Origin of the sequence: Flavimarina sp. Hel_I_48 (assembly GCF_000733945.1) — a bacterium.
Lineage (GTDB): Bacteria > Bacteroidota > Bacteroidia > Flavobacteriales > Flavobacteriaceae > Leeuwenhoekiella.
Genome location: NZ_JPOL01000002.1, coordinates 2,556,368 through 2,577,884, shown reverse-complemented (window position 1 = coordinate 2,577,884; position 21,517 = coordinate 2,556,368). Strand labels below are relative to the sequence as shown.

General features: G+C 41.3%; 14 protein-coding genes and 1 pseudogene. 3 read left to right on the top strand and 12 right to left on the bottom strand.

The window, feature by feature from the left end; all coding sequences use genetic code 11:
* Positions 1–129 precede the first annotated feature (129 nt).
* From P162_RS11400 to P162_RS11380, 5 genes are all read right to left on the bottom strand, one after another.
* Positions 130–2,388 (bottom strand): GH92 family glycosyl hydrolase, encoded by a 2,259-nt coding sequence (locus P162_RS11400; RefSeq protein WP_031427505.1) that lies wholly within the window; start codon positions 2,386–2,388, stop codon positions 130–132.
* A 611-nt stretch (positions 2,389–2,999) separates the two neighbouring features.
* Positions 3,000–5,306: a glycoside hydrolase family 20 protein gene (locus P162_RS11395; RefSeq protein WP_316931600.1), complete on the bottom strand. Its 2,307-nt coding sequence runs from the start codon at positions 5,304–5,306 to the stop codon at positions 3,000–3,002.
* A gap of 137 nt (positions 5,307–5,443) precedes the next feature.
* Positions 5,444–6,562: a family 10 glycosylhydrolase gene (locus P162_RS11390; RefSeq protein WP_031427503.1), complete on the bottom strand. Its 1,119-nt coding sequence runs from the start codon at positions 6,560–6,562 to the stop codon at positions 5,444–5,446.
* Positions 6,563–6,567: 5 nt separating this feature from the next.
* Positions 6,568–7,629, bottom strand: coding sequence for a carbohydrate-binding family 9-like protein (locus P162_RS11385; RefSeq protein ID WP_031427502.1), 1,062 nt, complete (start codon positions 7,627–7,629; stop codon positions 6,568–6,570).
* A gap of 253 nt (positions 7,630–7,882) precedes the next feature.
* Positions 7,883–10,129, bottom strand: coding sequence for a GH92 family glycosyl hydrolase (locus P162_RS11380; protein WP_031427501.1), 2,247 nt, complete (start codon positions 10,127–10,129; stop codon positions 7,883–7,885).
* 205 nt (positions 10,130–10,334) lie between these two features.
* Here P162_RS11380 and P162_RS11375 point away from each other — a divergent pair, with 205 nt between their 5' ends.
* Both P162_RS11375 and P162_RS11370 read left to right on the top strand, forming a co-directional pair.
* Positions 10,335–11,399: a sensor histidine kinase gene (locus tag P162_RS11375; protein WP_031427500.1), complete on the top strand. Its 1,065-nt coding sequence runs from the start codon at positions 10,335–10,337 to the stop codon at positions 11,397–11,399.
* Positions 11,396–12,097 (top strand): LytR/AlgR family response regulator transcription factor, encoded by a 702-nt coding sequence (locus P162_RS11370; protein ID WP_031427499.1) that lies wholly within the window; start codon positions 11,396–11,398, stop codon positions 12,095–12,097. Before P162_RS11375 ends, P162_RS11370 begins: the two co-directional genes overlap by 4 nt.
* Positions 12,098–12,163: 66 nt before the next feature.
* Here the strand turns inward: P162_RS11370 and P162_RS11365 are convergent, their stop codons facing one another.
* From P162_RS11365 to P162_RS11355, 3 genes are all read right to left on the bottom strand, one after another.
* Positions 12,164–13,444, bottom strand: a complete 1,281-nt coding sequence (locus tag P162_RS11365; RefSeq protein ID WP_031427498.1) for a sugar MFS transporter — start codon at positions 13,442–13,444, stop codon at positions 12,164–12,166.
* Between the two features lie 33 nt (positions 13,445–13,477).
* Positions 13,478–14,323 carry an ROK family protein gene (locus tag P162_RS11360; RefSeq protein ID WP_031427497.1) on the bottom strand — a complete coding sequence of 282 codons (846 nt, stop codon included), beginning with the start codon at positions 14,321–14,323 and terminating at the stop codon, positions 13,478–13,480.
* A 284-nt stretch (positions 14,324–14,607) separates the two neighbouring features.
* A complete protein-coding gene (locus P162_RS11355) occupies positions 14,608–15,486 on the bottom strand; it encodes a phosphatidylserine decarboxylase (RefSeq protein ID WP_031427496.1) in 879 nt (292 codons plus the stop codon).
* Between the two features lie 359 nt (positions 15,487–15,845).
* On the opposite strand from P162_RS11355, the pseudogene P162_RS18065 reads away from it, so the two are divergent.
* Positions 15,846–16,202: pseudogene (locus P162_RS18065) on the top strand (DUF3124 domain-containing protein).
* Positions 16,203–16,223: 21 nt separating this feature from the next.
* On the opposite strand, the gene P162_RS11340 reads toward P162_RS18065, so the two are convergent.
* The 4 genes from P162_RS11340 to P162_RS11325 all read right to left on the bottom strand — a co-directional run bounded on the left by P162_RS11340 (position 16,224) and on the right by P162_RS11325 (position 21,239).
* Complete coding sequence (locus tag P162_RS11340; protein WP_031427494.1) at positions 16,224–17,207, bottom strand: aldo/keto reductase; 984 nt, start codon at positions 17,205–17,207, stop codon at positions 16,224–16,226.
* Positions 17,208–17,633: 426 nt separating this feature from the next.
* Entirely contained in the window at positions 17,634–18,083 is a 450-nt protein-coding gene (locus P162_RS11335) for a KTSC domain-containing protein (protein ID WP_031427493.1), read from the bottom strand.
* Positions 18,084–18,529: 446 nt separating this feature from the next.
* Positions 18,530–19,843 (bottom strand): DEAD/DEAH box helicase, encoded by a 1,314-nt coding sequence (locus P162_RS11330; RefSeq protein WP_031427492.1) that lies wholly within the window; start codon positions 19,841–19,843, stop codon positions 18,530–18,532.
* A gap of 58 nt (positions 19,844–19,901) precedes the next feature.
* Positions 19,902–21,239, bottom strand: a complete 1,338-nt coding sequence (locus tag P162_RS11325; RefSeq protein WP_031427491.1) for a DEAD/DEAH box helicase — start codon at positions 21,237–21,239, stop codon at positions 19,902–19,904.
* Between the last annotated feature and the right edge of the window lie 278 nt (positions 21,240–21,517).

The following is a 21,517-nucleotide window of genomic DNA, read 5'->3' as shown; positions in this document are numbered from 1 at the left end:
GCCTTAATGTTAATCTTAACCAAATGATTTCGACCGATGACAAACACCAATAGCTGAATAACATTTTTCAGACATATTTTAAAATGGGAAAATTATAAATTCTGCAATATTAAACGCCTTAATCCCATGTTATTTTAAAGCTTTAAAGGAGAGATTTTTACCGTGTATGAGCATTTCATGGGAGAGGTTATTTTTACTGATATTTTTACCGTCCAAAATCGCCTTAACATTGAATTCATCCTGGGACACACCAGAAGAAATTTCTATGACATCATTCCCGTAGAAGTCAGGATTCAAATGAATTTTAATGTTGGGAAATCTGGGTTTAACAAGTGTAAAGGAAGGTTCGGCAGGGGTCATGGGATAAATACCCATCATTGCGTATACCACCCACGCGCTCATCGTACCGGTATCATCATTGCCGGGGATGCCATCAGGTGCGTTTTTATAATAGGTGTCAATAAGTGAACTTACTTTTTCAGAAGCCTTATGCGCCTTTCCTGGGATAAAATTATATAGGAATGGATACGCAAAGTCGGGCTCGTTTGCCATATCAAACTGGTCTTTTGAAAACAAATCGTCCAGTTTCTGCTCAAAACTTTTGTCACCTCCCATTAACTTGACCATTCCCTTGATATCGTGCGGTTGCATGAATAAATACTGCCAGGCATTACCTTCTATAAATCCAGGGTTTTCGGTAAAATTTGCTCCCGCCAAAGGATCAAAAGATTTCATCCAACTACCATCAGCATGTTTGGGCTGCAAAAAGCCAGATTCTTTATTGAAAAGCCTTTTATAAGAGCCAGAACGGGCTGAAAACCGCTTATAATCGGCTGTTTTTCCTAGCTTTTGTGCCAATTTTGCGATGGCATAATCAGCGATATTATATTCTTGCGTAGTGGAAACCGGACCTGGGATATCAGAATCAAGGCTTACGTATCCATTTTCTATATATTCCGCAAGTCCCGGGCGCAATGGGTTTCCCTCGGTTTGATCAGCGCTTTTCAACATCGCTTCATAAGCCTTTTCTACGTCAAAATCAGTTATTCCACGCAAATAGGTATCGGCTATGACCGCACTGGCAGGATCGCCTACCATAGTAAACGTTTCGGTAGAATTCAGTTCCCACTTGGGCAGCCAGCCATTCTCATCGTACATGTCAAGCATACTTTTTACCATATCCAGCTGCTCTTCGGGATAAATGAGGCTCATGAGTTGGTGATAATTGCGGTAGGTGTCCCAAAGGGAAAATGTCGTGTAGCGGGTTCCTTCGGTTTTTGAAGTTTCCCGACTACCAATAATGGGATATTCCCCGTTGACATCGTTGAGAATATTGGGGTGAATCTGGGTATGATAAAGCGCCGTATAGAAAATCGTTTTGTCCTCTTCAGAATCTCCTTCTACCTCGATACGACTCAATTTTTCGTTCCAGGCTTTTTCGGTTTCCGCATAAACAGCATCAAAATCCTTATTTTCAGTCTCTTTATTCAGGTTTTCCCTCGCATTTTCAATGCTTACATAGGATACGCCCACTTTCATCTCTAGTTGTTGCGGCTTATCAAAATTATAGGAAAAGAAAGCCCCTATACTATCGCCCACAACCTCCTTCATAAACCCTTGCTTTACGCGGGTCTTACCATTATAGGTCATCCATTTTGCTTCGGTTCCTTCATATTTTACGGGCGTTTTCCAAATCCCAAAATCTGCTGCCGGCCGGGAAACCCGGGCGACGAAATATATGGGATAGGCAGCTTCTGCATTGTTGTAACAAAAGGCGCCCACCATACGCATTCCCTCGATCTCGCTAGGCGAAACGACTTTTAGCATTGCTCCCTGTTCATTGGTGAGACCAAGCCCAAGGTTCAGCAAAATATGAGCTTTCCCTGCGGGAAAAGAGTAACGGCTCACACCCGTGCGCGTGGTCGCAGTAGCTTCGGACTTTATATTATATTTCTCCAGTTCTACGGAATAATAACCGGCCTTCGCTTCTTCATTTCTGTAAGTCGTACCATACTTTAGGTAATCGGTTTCCAGTTCGCCGGTGATTGGCATCGCAAGGATAACCCCCAGATCTGGACAGCCCACGCCGCTCATATTTACCTGACTGAAACCTGTAAGGAATTTATTTTCATGTACATAGGGATTAGACAACCACTGGCTGTCTTTTTCCAGCGGATTCAAATCTATCCTTCCGGCGACATTAAATGGAGATACACTGGCCATTCCCCGCGGCGCGATCGCACCTGGATTAGTAGCACCATAATTTGAAGTACCTATAAAAGGATTTACATAATCCACTGGATTGCTTTGCTGCGCGAGAGCGAAAAATGGCAAAAAGAGTAATAAAATTGCCTGTTTTAGGGTGATTTTTAAAGGTATTTGGTTCATTTTTAAGAAGTTGTTCTTATAATTTTTAAACTTTTATTTTTTGTCGAACTAATAAAAATATACAATCCGTCATTCTGAATTTACTTCCGAATCGCATGAGTATCACTCCCCAAAAATTTGTCAGATCGAGTGCGCGACGCTAGGAGCGCGTATCGAGATCCTGTTTCAACCCTCAATATGGATGAAAACCTGAAACGGGTTCAAATTAACGTAAACCTACTTCTTAAGATTCTTGTTTTCACCCGATAAATCAAGATCAAAAAACCTTCTCGATACACTTTTAATCTCCGCTACCGCTACGCTTAAAACCACTCGAAGTGACCAATTCAACATAAATTTTTCAGATCGAGTGTGCGACGCTAGGAGCGTGTATCGAGATCCTGTTTCAACCCTCAATATGGATGAAAACCTGAAACGGGTTCAAATTAACGTAAGCCTACTTCTTAAGATTCTTGATATGAATCTTGTTTTCACCCGATAAATCAAGATCAAAAAACCTTCTCGATACACTTTTAATCTCCGCTACCGCTACGCTTAAAACCACTCGAAGTGACAGTTCAACATAAATTTGTCAGATCGAGTGCGCGACACTAGGAGCGTGTATCGAGATCCTACTCCACCAGTATTTCATCCACAAATAGAAATCCGTTTCCACGATTAGGAATGTCGGTTGCATTTTTGGCAATTACTTTTATAAAACGGGCTTTTTTCGCCTTAAAATCGACTCTAAAATCTTTTAATTCGGAAGAGGAATTCGCTTTATACGCTCTGGAAAATGTACTTGCTTTTTTAAAATTTTCACCATCCTGAGAAACCAGGACCATAATCTCCACCGGAAAATAAATCCCTGAACCTTGATTTTCCAGAGTGCCCAGGCTTATACTTTTTACTTCTTCGGTTTGACCGAGATCAATTACCACTTCCATCGCATCATTGATCCACGCCTGCCACTGGCCATCATGAAAATTTTTGCTTCCGCGCAGAACATTTATGAGCGACGAATTATTACCAGGGTAGTTTTTATGCGGTTTTGTTAAATAGTCAATCTGCTTTCCAGCCGCTTTGTGGAATTTAAAATCCTGCGTTAAGGTATCACCCATTTGCTTTCCATCCTTAAAAACCGCCGCTTGCAATTGGGTTGTTTTTTTCAATTCAATAGGTGTCTTATAGCGCTTTGCGGAAGCATCTAAAGGAGCATTCAACGTATAACGGATTTCTGCACGAGGAAACTCATTTTCCAATTTGATCTTAATTTTACGGTTTTCAAGATCCATATCTGCAGCTGCGGTCACCGCATACGAACTTTTAGAATATTGAATCCCCATCAACTCGAAACGCTTCATTAAATGTTGCGCACGCTTAGAAAAATCAGACCAGTCCGTAGCTGTTTTTGGAGTCCAGTCCATTTCTGCAACCGCTGCGAGTCTTGGGTAGATCTTAAATTCAGAAATTGCTTCTGTAGGGATATATTCAGACCATAAATTAGCCTGCGCACCAAGAACATGCTGCGCCTGTGCTACGCTCATGGAATCAAGAACGGGGTCAAAATCGTAAACATCTTTCAATGTGATTTCCCCATCAAAAGCAAGAGGTTCATAATCTGGATTGCCCTGATATCGGTCAAAATATAAGGGAAATGTTGGGGTCATTATTACATCATGGCCTTGTTTTGAAGCTTCCCAGCCACCTTCAACACCCTGCCAACTCATAACCGTGGCACTGGGCGGCAAACCGCCTTGTAATATTTCATCCCAGCCAATGATTTTTCTGCCTTTGGCATTTACAAAACGTTCTATGCGCTTCATGAAATAGCTTTGCAGCTCTTCCACGTTTTCCAGATCTTCTTTGACCATCAATTCCTGGCAGGATGCGCAGGATTCCCATGCTGTTTTTGTGGCTTCATCATCGCCCACATGAATATATTCTGAAGGGAACAGCGCCATGACTTCGGTTAGGACGTCCTCCAGGAATTCAAAAGTGGTTTCCTTACCAGGACAAAAAATATCTGTGATGGGCCAGATCCCGCCAGAAGGGACCGCAATGGGTGTATCATCGCAGGCAAGCCAGGGATATGAAGCGATCGCGCTCATCACGTGCGCAGGCATCTCGACCTCTGGCACAACGGTGACGCCCTTTTTCTGGGCATAAGCCACGATTTCCTTAATATCTTCCTGTGTATAAAAACCGCCGTATGTTCCTTTCTCTTCAGGATCATTTTCACTGCGGGAATTCCATGCTTTATCTTCCTGATCCACCCGAAAAGCGCCTATTTCGGTCAGTTTAGGGTATTTTTTGATTTCGATACGCCAACCCTGATCATCAACAAGGTGCAAATGAAGCGTATTCATTTTAAGGAAGGCCAGCCTATCTATGGTTTCCAGGATATATTCCTTTTTAAAAAAATGTCGTGAAACGTCAAGCATGAGTCCGCGCCATTGAAAACGCGGTGCATCCTTTATTGTAAGCGCGGGAACTTTCCATGCTACTTCGCTTGTTGTCTGCTGAATATTTTCAATTTCGGACGGCAGCAACTGGCGCAGGCTTTCTATGCCATATAAAAATCCAGAAGCGCCAGAAGCGGTTATTATTGCTCCATTTTCGTTGATTTTTAGTTCGTAGGCCTCATTTTCCAGTCCGCCGGATTTCTCAAACTGAACAGAATTGCCTGCTTTAGTTTCGGTTGTCATTTGCAACTCCCACCCCACAGCCTCTTTAAAACGTTCTATCAAGACCTGGGCGGCCTGCTTCTCTTCTTCAGATTGAGCAACAAAAACAGTTTCTGGATTGAATTGAAAATTTCCGGAGGTTAAGGTTACCTGCTTTGGTTTTGGGATGATATTTACTTCCGAAGCATTTTGAGCAAAGCTGAAGTTTGACAGAAAAAGGAAAAGAACAAGGGAATAGATTGGTTTGAGCATAAACATTGGTTTTAAAAACGCGTCATCCTGAACTTATTTCAGGGTGAAGTTTGGGAGGATATCACGCGTATGACCCCTCCGCCTTCGGCACCTCCCCTTGAAAAAAGGGGAGGAACTTTTAAAAAATTGTTATCAAATTAATTCGCTTCCTTAAACTCTTTAATCACCTGAAGCTTCTCATCAGTAAGTGCATTACCGTCAAAAAAGGCCACACCCTTTGCACCGTTGTCTTTAGCAATCTGAATGGATTCTTTTAGTTCCTGAGGTGTCATTTCTGGAATGTAGAGTCCCGTGTGCAACTCAACATTTTTTTCGGCAAGGTCGTTAACGCCCTGCTGTGTCGCAAAACCTATCCAGTCTATGCCCTCATTATAAAAATTGTTATAGATCATGGGCAAAACCATATCTATATCCCATTTGTCCCAGCGCTGGCGAACCATGTGGTCTGCCATTTCCGGGTAAGGGAAAACGGCCGCGGTAAGGTATTTACCATTGTCATGGGCTATTTTATACGCGTGATCTACCACATTTTTCACCTGATTGAGGCGGAATTGTTTCCATTCAATATCTATCGCGGGATTTTCCATTTCGCGGGGATCTTTACCGTATTTTTCCTTGAACGCATTGACGCTCGCATCAGAATAATCAAAGTCATAATCTGGTAGTTCTTCTTCCTGTTTCAGATCATATTTGGGCAACAGACCAATGGGCAAATACACATCTGGATAACGGATGTAATCCAGATGAACGCTGGCAACGCCCTCAACTTTGGCCAGGCCTTCAATAAGATTGTAAATATGCTGAACCGCCTCTGGATTGCTTGGTGACAACCATTGATAATAGTCCACATAAGGCCGGTCGTCAAAGCTGGACTTCCCGCTGCGGCTTACCTGATACCAGTCTGGGTGCTTTAAGGCCACCGTGTCCCCGGGACGGTTCATGGTCATAAGCCAGGCATGCACCTCAAGACCCTGCTCCTTTGCCAGCGGCGTTAGATGCGCGAGCAATTCGGCATCTGTATTTGTATTGATCAGCACGGCGTCAATACCGTTTTCACTGTATTTTTTAAATTCAGAAGTGTAGGCTGAATCTGCTTTTTTAGGATCTGCGGTGATCCAGGTCCAAAATTTAAAGTCAGCTATTGAATCTCGCTGCGCGTTCTCCTGTTGTTCTGCGGCAATGGATTCACTTTTGCGGTCCTCGCAGGAGAAAAACAGCAGGGAACACAGTAAAAGGACAAAGTATTTGGTTTGCATAGAGGTTACTTATTAAGTTGTTTGTAATCGCCTTCCTGATCGATCAGGTATTTTTTATTGGAAAACGGACTTTCAGCTGTGATATTCCATCCTGCGGAATGCATTACTAAGGTTGTTTTCAATGGCTTTCCATCAATCAAAATTGGTGTTTTCCGAAGGTTTTTCATGCTTTTTGCCCATTTTTTATTCTTATCCAGGTAGCTCTTTTGCGCCCGGTAGAGGGCATAAAGTTCCCAGCGTATTTTTTCATCCTGCGGAATCCTTACATTGAGTTTTACCTCTGGGGAAACGTCTGCAAAATATACATAGCCCCAATGCTCTGGCTCGTGCATATTGATGACTCCCTGAGGTGACCAAACCCAGTTATATTCCGGTAAAAATTGGCCTTTTTCGTCTGTTTTTCGGTAATAATCACCGTTTTTTAGCTCAAAATCCCAGTTGACACGGGAAAAATTGATGCGCCAGAAATCGTTCCTTGGGATGTTTGCACCGGGAGCGACTTCGGTAAGCACCTCCCACGGCATCGCGATTTCAACCGACCAGTATTTATCTGTATCGCTGGCATCATTGATACTTCCCTCCATGTGGACCGCGGTTTGAATATTTTTGATATCCCAACTGTCAACGGCGTTACCGCCTTCCCGGTACGCTTGTGGCATTAGAAGGTCCCATACGGTATTGAAGGCATTCATTTCAAACTCCATATAATTCTGGGTATCCCCCGCCGGATCCATAAAAATCTCAAAATCATTATTGTAGAAAATAACGGTGTCCCGCTGCTTAAGCGTTGCCCAAATGTGCGGTTCTTCCAGTTTTGCGTAAAAATAAACATTGGTCTCATCCCAGATCATTTTTACATTGGTCTTGTATTTGGGCGTTTTCTCCCCTTCAATATCAATAAAATCGGTGCTCCAGGAAGCTGTTTCCCAGGCATTTTCAGCTGGTTTTCCATCAATTTTGATGGTTTTTGTAGTTTTGTAGGCCACATAAAGGCGAGGCTCCTGTATTTCCTGTGCGAAAAGTGTGGTGCTAAAAAGGAAGTAGACGAGTGATTTTATGGCTTTCATTAAAAATTATTTTGTTATATCGCTTCTCGATACATTTTTAGTCTTCGCTGCCGCTTCGACGAAAAACACTCGAAGTGACGGTATCTGTAACCGCTACTGTCAAATCGAGTGAATTTGAGGCGTGAGCCGAAAAATTTGTATCGAGATCCTTCGCTCGTTTTTTTGCTTTTTGCTCTTTAAAACAATATCCCATTTAGACCTACAAGGATCGCTCGTGCCTCGTTCATACCTTGCAGGTCACTTTGCGTATTTATTAATTAGCAACCGCCCAAGCCTCATTTGGCTCAGAACCCATTACCAGTGTCAGGGTCCCGCCATTTAAAATCTCGCTGTGTGGGATTTTGGTCTGATTGAATTCCTTACCGTTCAGTGTGGCAGATTGAATATAGAAATTGGTGTCTGATACGTCTTTTGCTTCAATAGTAAATGTGTTTCCGTTAGGCAAATTAAGCGTTGTCTTTTCAAAAATAGGGCTACCTATCTCGTAAGTGGTACTCGCAGGATTCATAGGGTATAAACCCATAGAACTAAAAACGTACCAGGCTGACATTTGCCCGGCGTCTTCATTACCGCTCAGTCCGTTAGGCGTGGTATCGTATTGGGTCTTTAGAATTTCATGAACCCAATATTGCGTACGCCAGGGTGCACCGGCTTTATTGAACAAATACGCAATGTGGTGACTGGGCTCGTTACCGTGCGCATATTGTCCTATCAATCCTGAAATATCTGGCGAGGCCTCATCTCCTGAAATCTCGGAACTTTCGGCAAAAAGCTGTTCTAATTTAGCCACAAAAGCTTCGTTGCCGCCCATTAGTTTTATGAGGCTGTCTGGCGCGTGCGGTACAAACCAACTGTGCTGCCATGCATTTCCTTCGGTATAATCTGTATTGGTCTCGTGTTTGGAAAATTTAGGATCAAAGGGTTCGTGCCATTTGCCATCTTTTGATTTTCCGCGCATAAATCCGGTTTCTGGATCATATAATTCCTGAAAGGCCATTGACCTATCCAGGGAAAACTCATATTCTTTTTGCTTGCCCAGCGCTTTTGCCATTTGCGCCACACACCAGTCATCATAAGCAAATTCAAGCGTAGCAGTAACGGATTCATTTCCCAGGTCAAAAGGGATATAACCGTATTCCTTATAAAGATCCATCCAGCGCTCATCCTGCATCATGGTGGTTTTCATGGCTTCAAAAGCATATTCGGCATCAAAACCTTTTATTCCCTTAAGATAAGCTTCGGTAATGATAGGAATGGAATGATAGCCGGTCATGGTATTGGTCTCGTTTCCGTAAAGGTTCCATACGGGAAGTTTTTTGTTTATGCCATAATACGCTAACATGGAGCTGATAATATCGCTCACATTGTCAGGATTTGTAAGCGTCAACAACGGCTGCTGCGCGCGGAAGGTATCCCATAGCGAAAGGGTGGTGTAGGCGGTAAAATCACCTTTGGCAATACTGTCATTTTGCAATCGGAATTCTCCGTTTTTATCGCTAAAAGTAACCGGGGTAAGGTGCGAATGGTATAGCGCCGTATAAAACAGTGTTTTTAAGGAATCCACCGGCGTTTCAACTTCAATTGTTGAAAGCATTTGTTCCCAGGTGTTTTCGGTTTCTTTTTTTACTCTGCTGAAATTTGAAGTTTCCGCATCCAGATTTTCCTCCGCGTTAGCGATATTTACTGAAGAAAGGGCGATTTTAACCTCCAAAGAGTCATTTTCTTCGGAATTAAAAAAGAATTGTGCAGCCGTTTTTCTACCGGAGATACTGTCTGATTTCACTTGCTTTCCGTCTACCGTAAATTGGTGCGACACGATAGGTTTTGAAAATTGTGCAACAAAAAACACTTTTTGATTTTTTGCCCACCCCTTACTGTGACGGGTTCCGGTAATGGTCGTAGGGTTTTTTAAGGTTATGGAAGTTTCGGTGGGCCGGTCCCAATTGATCGCAAAACCAAGATCTACAATAACCGATTGGTCATCGTCTTTCTGAAAGGTATATTTATGATAGGCACTGCGCTGGCTTGCGGTAAGTTCTACGTCTATTTTAGGATCTTCAAGAAATACTCGATAGTAGCCGGGATGGGCTTCTTCATTATCGTGAGAATAGCGGGACAGATAGGGAATATCGGCCTGTTTTTCTACCGCGACGGTAAGATCGATTTTCTTTGTGGCGGGCATAAAAAGTAAATCGGCCAGATCGCCTATGCCGGTCCCACTAAGGTGCAACTGTCCAAAACCAGCCACAAGGGAATCTGAATAATGATATCCTGAACACCAGTCCCAACCATTCTGACCATTGTCTGGGCTGGGCTGCACCATACCGAAAGGAACGGTCGCCCCGGGATAGGTGTGACCATGACCGCCGGTACCTATAAAAGGATCTACAAACTGAATGAGTGCCATCTTTTTATCTGAATGCTTGGTCTGGGGCTCACTTTCGCCGCAGGCCGTAAACAGAAATAGTATTCCCGTGAAAAATATATACTTTTTTATCATTCTAGATTTTCTTTTTAAAGTCTCAACCCACTGCTTTTTATCGCTTTTTGATTTGAGTATAACTATAAGATGAATTATTGGTCAGTCAATATCTTAAATATTTATAAATTGTCCACGTTAGAAAATAATTTTAGACCAATAACAGTTGTAAAAAGACATACAACAGAATCTATGCTGTTTTCTCAATTATTAAGGGGATAATGATATGAATTTACTGGGAAATTTCATTAACAGGACGAGAGATATCAGCACCAGGCACCACGTGGTATTCTGGCTTGTGTATTTTTCATTCAATACCTTAAGGTGGGGCAGTTATTATGATGATCTGCTGTTTTCCCTAAAGGGGAATCTGATAGAATTCCCCTTACACATAGGCCTCTGCTATTTTACTATTTACTATCTCATACCTAAATTTATATATTCACGAAAATTCATCCTGTTTTCAAGCATCGTTATAGTGGCAATCTTTGTAATGGCACTTTTAAAGTATCTACTGACTTACTGGCTAATAAGTCATAATGTATGGCCTGAAGGGCCCCAGCAAACCACAGATTTTACGTTTAATTATGCGATTGTGATGATGCTGGGCGAGTTTTATGTACTCTCGTTTGTAACAGCAATAAAAATAACGGCAGATTTTCTCCGGGAAAGCAGTAGGGTCTCGCGACTTGAGAAAGCACAGATGGAGACCGAACTACGCTTTTTGCGCTCCCAGATTTCGCCGCATTTTTTCTTTAACACCCTCAATAATATCTACTCGCTTAGCCTGGAACAATCTACGAAGACCCCAGATGTTGTCCTTAAGCTTTCTGAACTTATGCGCTATCTGGTCTATGAGACCAAACCCAACAAGCAAAGTTTAAAAAAAGAATTGCTCTGCATACAAAATTACCTGGAGCTGGAACGCATACGCTATGGCGAACTCTTAAATATTGACCTGAACCTTTCGGGTAGTCTTGAGAATAAAAAAATCCCACCCATGCTCCTGATTCCTTTTGTTGAAAATGCGTTTAAACACGGTGCCAACAAAAATGTGGGATCTGTTTCCATAAAGATAGATTTCACCGTGGAAGATGAGTTTTTATATTTCAAGATCAGCAATACCGCAACCAGCAAAAGCTACGTACCGAAACATAAAAACCCCGGTGGAATAGGCATAGATAATGTCAAAAAAAGACTTGAACTAGGATATAATAAAGAGGAATACCAACTGGACATTCATAACTTTAAAGATGAATTTGTAGTTGATCTAAAGCTGAAACTGAGATGAGTTTGAAATGCATTATTATAGATGATGAACCCCTGGCGGTAAATGTAATCAAGAACTTTCTGGGGAAGATAAAAGATCTGGAACTTGTAAAAACCTTCAACAACGCGGTAGACAGTCTTGAATTTTTACAGACCCATACGGTGGATTTATTATTTCTTGATATCAATATGCCCATGATTGACGGTTTTAGTTTTTTACAAAGCTTGCCGTACAAGCCACTGGTGATCATTACCACGGCACATGAAGAATATGCAGTGCAAAGTTATGAGCTGGAGGTTCTGGATTATCTCTTGAAACCAATTCCCTTTCCCCGTTTTTTACGCGCGGTCAACAAAGCCCTTTATAGCAAATCCACTATGCCCGCATTACCTGAAAAAACTGCCGAAACCGATTATCTATTTGTCAAAATTGATAAAAAGAGAATGAACAAGATCTATCTCAACGAAATCCTGATCGTTGAAAGCCTCAAAGATTATATCAAGATCGTAACCTTTACCAGTAAATATATCGTACACCAGACACTGAGCAGCTTTACAGATAGCCTACCGGCAGAACGCTTTCTTCGTATACATCGTTCATATACGATCTCTAAAAACAAAGTGGATGCCATCGAAGGCAACTGTGTGGAAATTGCAGGCCTCAAATACACCATAGGCCGCAGCTATATAAATGAAGTAAAAGAGAGTCTTTTACAATAAAAAAGGGCTAAAACCAACCATTTTTAGCCTGTTTTAGCCCATTTTTCAACTATTTATTAAAGCTCTTTACTTGATTTTATGTCCTTTTACGGCAAAAAACCAAATATACAAATAACAAGGAATGATGATCCAATACGCCAATTGCGCATCCCAGGCATCAGCAAGATAGCCGTATAGCGGGGGCATGATCGCGCCACCGGCAAGTGCCATGATCAAAAACGAGGAACCTATTTTTGTAAACCTACCCAACCCGGCCAATGATAGCGGCCAGATGGCCGGAAAAACCAACGCGTTTGCCAGTCCTAATAGTGAGATACACAATACGGAAATGTAGCCGTCTGAAAAAATGGCACATAAACCTAACAAAATACCCAGAATACCTGATATTTTCAACGCTTTTTCCTGGGTTATATATTTAGGGATAGCCACCGTTCCCACCAGATAACCCACAATCATGGCAACAAGGGTATAGGTCGTAAAGAATTTGGCCACATCGGTTGGGATATCCTGGCCGTTACGCGCATAACTAATTACCGTGTCGCCCGCAATAACTTCAACACCCACATAAAAGAACATAGCGAGTGTACCCAGTAATAAATTCGGAAACTGAAAAATGCTTTTTTTGTTCTTATTTGCCGCTGCTACGGTTTCATCTTCGGCGTCGGTTTCAATTTCCGGCAACGCCGAAAAATAAATAAGAATACCCAGGGCGACAAGAACCACAGCCATGATGATATAAGGCGTAATTACCCTTTCGGAAAGTGCGTCAAGTTCCGCAGCTTTTTCAACAACTCCTAATCCGGCGAGCTTCGCCTCGATCGCATCCATGTTTTTTAAAAGAATGGCACCAAAGATTATGGGCGCCAGTGCACCTGCAATTTTATTACAGATCCCCATGATACTTATACGTCGAGCCGCGCTTTCTATGGGACCAAGAATTGTGATATAAGGGTTAGCGGCTGACTGCAACAATGCAAGCCCGGTTCCCTGTACAAAAAGGCCAAAAAGAAAAAGACCGTACGTGCGCGAAAGCGCAGCAGGTATAAATATAAGTGCACCCAGAGCCATAACGACCAGCCCCAGGGTCATTCCTTTCTTAAACCCTGTTTTTTGTAACACCCAGGCCGAGGGGATCGCCATGACGAAATAAGAAATGTAGGAAGCAAAAGCCACCAGATAGGATTCAAAATTGTTGAGTTCGTTAGCCAGTTTTAAATACGGGATCAACACCGAATTGAGCCAGGTCACAAATCCAAAAATAAAAAAAAGCGAACCAATAATTATTATTGAACGCTGGGTACTGCCCTTAGACGAGGGTGTTTGGTCTGTAGTAGTTACGTGTGCCATAGTGGGCTTAATTTATAGGTTGTTTGTTTAAAATCACTCGTTGCCATCTATGAGCGCTGCCGCGCCAAGTATGGAAATATTAGGTGTTTGAGAAGCCGCAATGTGAAGTTTGCCCTTAACGCGTTCAAAAGGATATGCATTCAATTTATCCCATATGCCCTGTTCAAAAAGGGAAAAGGATTTACTCACCGAACCACCAAAAAATATTGCTTCGGGCGATAAGATGTTCATGAGCATACGTACGGCAGCACCTACGTGAGTACCAAATTCATGAAATATTCTTATAGATTCAGGATCTCCCTGAGCGGCTTTCTTACTTACCTCCACACCTTCAACGCCGTAGTGCTCCCTGAAAAATTTACCGCTGCAATAATCTTCAATTGTTGCATTGAGATAAGGGATATCTGCCATTTCACCCGCACTGGAAAGTATCCCGGAGTATAAGTTTCCATTAATGACTAATCCAGCGCCAAAACCGCTGCCCAACGTGATTCCCACAAGGTTTTGATATTTTTTTCCGCTACCGTAAGCCTTTTCGCCCAGGGCAAACATATTAGCATCATTGGTTATGCGAACCGGGATCTTAAAGTGTCCCTCCAGCCTTTCTTTGAGAGGAACGTGCTGCCAGGATGGTATATTGGTAAGGTCGTAAACAATACCAGAATTTTCATCCACCAGTCCTGGGACGCCTATGCCCACACTCTCAAAACCATGGTTTGCAAAGGTGCTCATATGCGCAATGAGCTCTTCTATGATTGCTTCTTGAGAGGCCTGCGCTTGTGTAGGGTAATTTACTTCATCTATGACCTGGGCATCTTTAATGATACCAATGTGCGTTTTAGTTGCACCGATATCAATCCCCATTTTTACAGTAGCCATATATATCTTTTGAAATGTTAGGTAACGCTCTACAGCACAATACTGCTCTATCTACAGCATCGACATTATTTATTAATGCACTCGTCAACAACGCATTAATAATAACCTATCACTTTACGATAACAAGCCTGTAGATTATAAAAATATAATTTTTTTTTAATACGGCTATACTTTGTGTATTTTTTTATAAAAGTATTTTCTAATCTATTATTTTTTGTTGAAAATTTAGTTTAAAAGCTTTAAATCGAAAATTGTAGTCTCTACGCGATTGCAGTACATGTTTATCAAACGCCTATTTTGTCACCAAGCTGCACATAGGTTTCCAGTTTATTACGGGTATTTTGAAGAATATCTGCATCTATCTGGATTTTCTCCCTGTCCACGAGTACAGCAACGGTAGAACCGCCAAAGGCAAAATAGCCCATTTCATCCCCTTTAGCGACTTGCTGACCTGGACTATACGTTTCAATAACGGTACCTACCATTGTAGCGCCTACAGGTACGAGAAGTATATCCCCTTTGTCTTGAGATTTTAGCGTACAATATTCCCTTTTGTTTTCACAAAACACCTTTACAAAATTATTGGCAAGGGCATGTGGGGAGACTGAATAGTATTTCCCATTGATTTTGGTTACTTCCGAAGGCGTACCGGTATAGGGAAAATGAAACCTATGGTAATCATTAGGAGCGAGCCGCAGTATAAAGAGGGAAGCATTTGCATATTTCCTGGCCAGTTGCGCATCATTTAGAAATTTTGGCAACGTAAATTCATGCCCTTTAACGAAGAAATGTTTTAGATCTGAAACGCTTTCAAAAGCGAGCAAACGGCCATCTCCAGGAGATACAAAACCACTTTCTATGGTACGTGCTCCAGGTTTTAACTTTCGGTAGAAAAAATCGTTGAAAGATGTAAATTCAGGAACGCCTCCTTCATACTCCTCCATGTTTATACCATGCGTATCAATAAAGTCCTGAATTTTCTTAACCGAAGAAGGTTTATTCATTTTCCTACCATACCAGGCTGAAATAAACTTGCGTCTGGCCAGGGGCAAAAAAGCAGTTTTACCAAATGGATTATCGTACAGAAATTTCAAAAGCCCCTCCGCAGGAGGGGTTTCCTGCTTGATTTGCCCTGTCTTTCTATCTATAAATTTAATCTGCATATTTTTGTAAATCAAACTGAAGCAGCTAAAATACAGTCCTTTTTCTATATAATCAAACGAAACCCTACGGACTACATTTTACCCCCTGAGACTTTCAATTATTTAAAGTTGGAATTATATTCTGATCCAGTTCTTTATCGCATTCATGTAAAGCGCTCATTATTACGCTAATTTTAACCTACGCGTCACTATTTAGTAGTATCTGACCTATCGCTGTTAGATCTCTTGACTTCTTGTAAAGAAAACAATGATATTGAAGAAATTCCAGAAACTTTTAGCGTTCATAATCTAACATAAAAGGCACCTGTCATAAGGGAAATGGTAAATCTACAAAAAGTATATATCCCTATTTATTCTAAATATATCAACGTTCCCGTGATGAAAAAACACTTCTTACGGCAACACTGAGCATTAAAAATACCAGTAAAACGGACTCCTTGTTTTTAGGTCGGGTAGATTATTTTAATACCACAGGTGCTTTGTTAAGATAATTTCTTGATCAGCCCATGTACCTTAAACCTTTGGAGACCATTGATTATGTTATCAACGAAGCCGATGAAACCGGAGGCACGGTGGCAAATTTTATTATTAACTACTATAAAAAACCTAATCTAACACCGCTTTTTCAAACGGTGATAAAAAGTGGCCTAACAATTCATTTTCTTTTACCACAACCGGAATGCAGATTAAATAATCCTTCTTATATAACCCATTAGGTTTTCAATGTATGCCGATAATTAGTATTTCCCTCTAACATACTGCTTCACATTCTTACTATAAAACTCAGATAGTTCCTTCATCAACGCTTCTGGTAATGGCTTTAATTCACTTGCCCTGGCGTTTTCCTTAATATGCTTTGCAGAACTTGCACCGGGGATAATGGTCGTGACCGCATCGTGATCTAAGATCCAGCGCAGGGACATTTCGGCTAGGGACATAGCTTCTGGGCACTTTTCTTTAAGTTCATTTGTGAGTTCCACTCCTTTTTTAAAGGGAAGACCGGCGAAAGTTTCTCCTACGTTAAAAACGGCACCATCTTGATTAAAATTACGGTGGTCGTTTTCATCAAAATTAGTATCCTTATCAAATTTACCGGTAAGCAGACCACTTGCCAGCGGTAATCTCACGATGATCCCCACGCCTTTTGTTTTTGCCTGCGGAAGCAATTCATCCACTAATTTTTGCCTGAAAATGTTAAAGATGACCTGCAGGGATTGCAGACCGTCTTGTTTGAGACAGATCAAACCTTCTTCAACACTCTCCACACTTGCTCCAAAATGGGCAATTTTACCTTCTTTTTGCAGTGTTCTCAACCAGTCAAAAATATCTCCTTTTTTCAGTTCTTCGGTTGGGATACAGTGTAGCTGCAAAAGATCGAGCTGATCTACGCCCAGTCTTTTCAAGGAATTTTCAACACAATCACGCAAACCTTCTTCTGTATAATTATCAGGGAAAATGTCACCGTTTCGACCAAATTTAGTCGCGACTTTGACCTCGTCTTTATGTTTTTTTAGGAAAGCACCTACCAACTTTTCGCTTCTACCATCGCCATACACATCTGCGGTATCGTAAAAGCGTATCCCGTTTTCAAAAGCGGTATCCAAAATTTGTTCCGCATCATTTTTAGCAATTTCGCTGCCCCAGTCCGCACCTATCTGCCAGCAGCCCAGCCCAACTTCACTTACTTCAAATCCGTTTTTTCCTAAGGTTCTATTTTTCATATATATTGTATTTTTTTGGGTGTTTTTTTACCAATTTATAAGGATTTATAGCGTTTTTGACCACTTCCTTATGTGAAGAATATAAGGAATTTTAGACCACTTTTGCTTAAAATTCCCTTAATACCTGTGATGTATAAACTTGAGTGGCCATTGTTTTAAATAAAGTGCTCAAAAACAGAACAAACCCGTTCACATTTTTTCACCAGGTACATTTTAATAGCGAACAAACCCCTTCCAGAAACAGAAATAGTCCCAGCGTTAGATTTTATAAATTGATATTACGAAGTCACAAGACATCTTCACATTATTGCAACTGATTTTATTAAAACATAAAAAAACCGACTTAAAAAAGTCGGTTTTTTTATGGGGGATTCTTAAAATCAATACCTCTTGAATTTTGTGTTTTCAGAGAATATCAATTTACAATTATGCGTGTTCCGCAGTCTTTTTAGACTTTCGGTACAGGTAATTAGGATAAATATTACGCTTTGCAAAACGGTTCAACTTATCACTGTTTACCATTTTTATATATATTTTTCTGGTCACACCAAAAAATTCATACGTATTCCCATCTAAATAGGTAATTTCAAGAAGCATTCCTTTATGCTGAAAATCTTCAATACCGGCCACATTTGTGGTTTCTTTGAATTCTTCCAAATTGGCTGCCCTGGTTTCTGGGGCGATACTTACGAGAAAATGGTAGCCATCAATGATTTTGCGGCTGTTGATCTCAGCTTCTGCCTGTCTCTCATCACCTTCCTGAAACTTATCTGGATGCCATTCCTTAACCAGGTTCCTGTAACTTTTTTTAAGTTCCTTAAGTTCAATATCTTTTTCAACCCCAAAGAGTTTCTTGTATTCTGTAATGCGTTTCATAGCGTGTATATTTTGCGGGCGCAAAAGTACGTTTTAATAGTTGAAAACGTGCAGATTGAAGCGTTATCTTTTAAATTGTGAAACCTGTGGTGTTTTCTATCAAAGCAGTATTAAAATTAATTGTATTTAATGCTGTTCGGTATATTTCACTACGCCCATTTAAGAATGTATTCTAAATTATATCCCATATTCCTGATTTTTAATGTGTTCATTATAGGAATTGTTTTTAAGATATTGTGCTCAAAAAATGCTGTTTTTAGCCATATTTAGGTCAGTTTTTCAATGTTTTGGGCGTTTCCCTACGGGTCGGGCTTTTCGCTACAATCTTTTTGATCGTTTCTCGCAAAAAGGATTTTTACTGCAATCCCTAACGCGATATCTATTTTCAACACATCAAAGGACTTTTTAGCACTTCAAGATTCTAATAAATTGTTCCCATTTCGATATTAAAGTATGTGAATGCGAACTTTCTTCTTTTTAAGTTTGCTGTTATTCAATTTGTTGACTAATTGATTTGCCAGTTTTTGCGGTACGGCGACAAATGCGCAGTCTTGTTTGAGTTCTATAACGCCCAACTGATCCTGGGCTATTTTTCCTTCTTTTATAAAAAGGCCGGCGATATCGCCTTTAGAGATTTTATCTTTCCTCCCGCCAGAAATAAAGAGCGTTTCCCATACTTCGTTCCCGTTTGTTTTTGCCTTCGGAATAGTTATGGGCTCCGTTTTTTCAATAAAATCTGGTAATCGCTGGTTTTTCCATTGCAGTACGTAGGCCGTGCCTTTTTCATTTACCCGCGCGGTCCTGCCGTTTCTATGCGTAAATTCTGCCGCCGCGTGCGGTAATTCATAATGAATGATAAACTTGAGTTCTGGAATATCAATCCCCCTCGCAGCAAGGTCTGTGGCTACCAAAATCTGGCTCGTACCATTTCTAAATTTTATAAGTGCGCGTTCCCTGTCCTTTTGCTCCATACCCCCCGAAAAACACGTATGACTGATCTTTTTTTCGGTCAGGAAATCGCTTACGCGCTCTATACTTTCCCTGAAATTGCAAAATATGATCCCCGGTTGGTTTCCAAGAAATTGTACCAGTTCAAATAAAGTTTCCAGCTTGTCTTTATCTGGTGAAATAACCGTATTAATGGCCAATTTAGGGTCTTTTTTATCCGATAAATATTCAATAATCGTCGGTTTATTCAGGTTTACAAACCCGGGGATTTCCACACCCTGCGTCGCTGATGTCAATATGCGCCTGCGCACCGCGGGAAGGTCGTTTAGGATTTCGCGCATTTCGCTTTCAAAACCTATCTCCAGGGACTTGTCAAACTCATCAAGCACGAGATCGTTGATGCTCGCTTTAGAAAACCGGTCATCGTCAAAGTGATCCAGGATACGCCCCGGGGTACCTATTAATATAGCCGGCGTGTGTTTGAGTTCGATTTTATCCTTACTTTTTGACCTGCCGCCATATACTGCATTCACTTTAAATCCCGAACCCATATCGCGCACCACCTGTTCTATCTGAATGGCCAGCTCCCGGGTGGGAACCACGATCAGGGCTTGCACTTCCGGGTTATCAATATCCAGATTTTCAATTAAGGGCAGTAGAAAAGCAAGTGTTTTTCCTGTTCCCGTAGGAGATAAAAGAATGGTATTTGCCGTTTTTTCAATTACGGCAAGGGCTTCTTGCTGCATTGGGTTTAAGGCCTCAATACCCAGTTTTTCCAGGATGTCCTTTTGGTTTTTTATGTCGTTTGCCATTAATTGGTATGTATGTAATTGTTCAAAAAGTATAAAAGTTAACCTGAATGGTTAAATCCTAACGTTTCTTCTTTGTGGGTTTTGCCTCCTCTTTAGGTGCAATTGCGGTCTGTGCCAAGTGATGCGCCAGTATTTTATCAATCAGCTCTTCCTTCGTTAAGTGATGGAAAACCGTATTGATTTTCTCCTTGAATTCAGCCGGAATGGTCCGGTTCGGTTTCGTTTTAAAGATTTTCCTGGCCCATAGCAACGTATTGTTTTCTTCGGTACTTTGCGCATCGGGTTTTCTCATCTCGCTAAAACTAATGCCCAGTTCTTCCTCAAATTCCGGGATTTCAAAAACCTCTTCCTGTTGCAAGACGGTAACCGCAAGCCCCTTTGCCCCTGCCCTTGCCGTACGGCCACTACGGTGCACATAGGTTTCATAGGTGTCTGGCAGGTGATAATTGACAACATAACTGATTTCTTTGACATCAAGCCCGCGTGCGGCAAGATCTGTCGCCACTAAAATATCAATATGCCCTTCCCGAAACTGGCCCATGATACGATCGCGTATAGGCTGCGACAAACTGCCATGCAGCGCTCCCGAAGAAAATTTATTAATAGCAAGATTTTTGGCCAGTTTATTAACGGCCGCTTTGGTCTTGCAAAATATAATGCCCCGCTCCCCTTCTTTAGAAGACAGGAAATAAAGCAGTACCTCTAGTTTTTCAATAGGTTCTACCACTACGAATTGATGGTCAATCCCCTGGTGGCCCACGGTTTCCATTTCTGCTTCTACGTGCACTATATGTTTGCTCATATAGTTTTGCACCAGTTGTTTGATAGTTCCAGGCATTGTAGCGGTAAAGAGAAGTGTCCTCCTGTTTTTGGGAATTTCAGCAAGAATGCTATCCAGATCCGTTTTTAGGGCAGTTACCATTTCATCGGCCTCATCTAAGACCAAAGTAACAACCTTACTGAGATCAATGGCTTTTCGATTGATCAAATCTACCAGTCTTCCCGGCGTGGCCACAATAAGGTGGGTAGTCGTTTTTAAGCGTTCAATCTGTGGTTTAATGGGTATGCCACCGCAAATGGAGGCAATGCTAATTTCTGGGCTATGTGCGGCAAAAGAAAGTAAATTGGTGTGGATTTGTTGGCCCAGTTCGCGTGTGGGCGCGAGGATCACCGCCTGTACGGCCTCATTTTTAGGATCGATATGTTGCAATACGGGCAGTCCAAAGGCAAGTGTCTTTCCACTTCCTGTCTGGGCCAGTGCAACAAGATCTTTACTTTCGTTTAAGATAAGCGGAATGGCTTTTTGCTGTATTGCGGTGGGCTGGATAATGTTTAAAGCTGCTAAACTCTGTTGTAGCGCGGTATTGACACCTAAATCTGAGAAACTTACGGGCATATGATAATTTTTGGTAAAGATAACCAGGGTTTTGATTGAACGGCCATGATGTAGCTTTAATTTGATTGCCAGTTCTATATGGAACAATGGTCTCAAAAAGCCTTTAGATAAATACGTGAGACCCCTTCAGGAATTCTTTTTTGATAAAAATCCAGTCTTTTATCCTTTATTTAAACATCTGAAGCGATTCTATACTAAATGGTCAGATTACATTCTCTTACTTCTGGTAACATAAAACAAAATACCTATTTCTTAATATTTAACATAAGTTTATTATT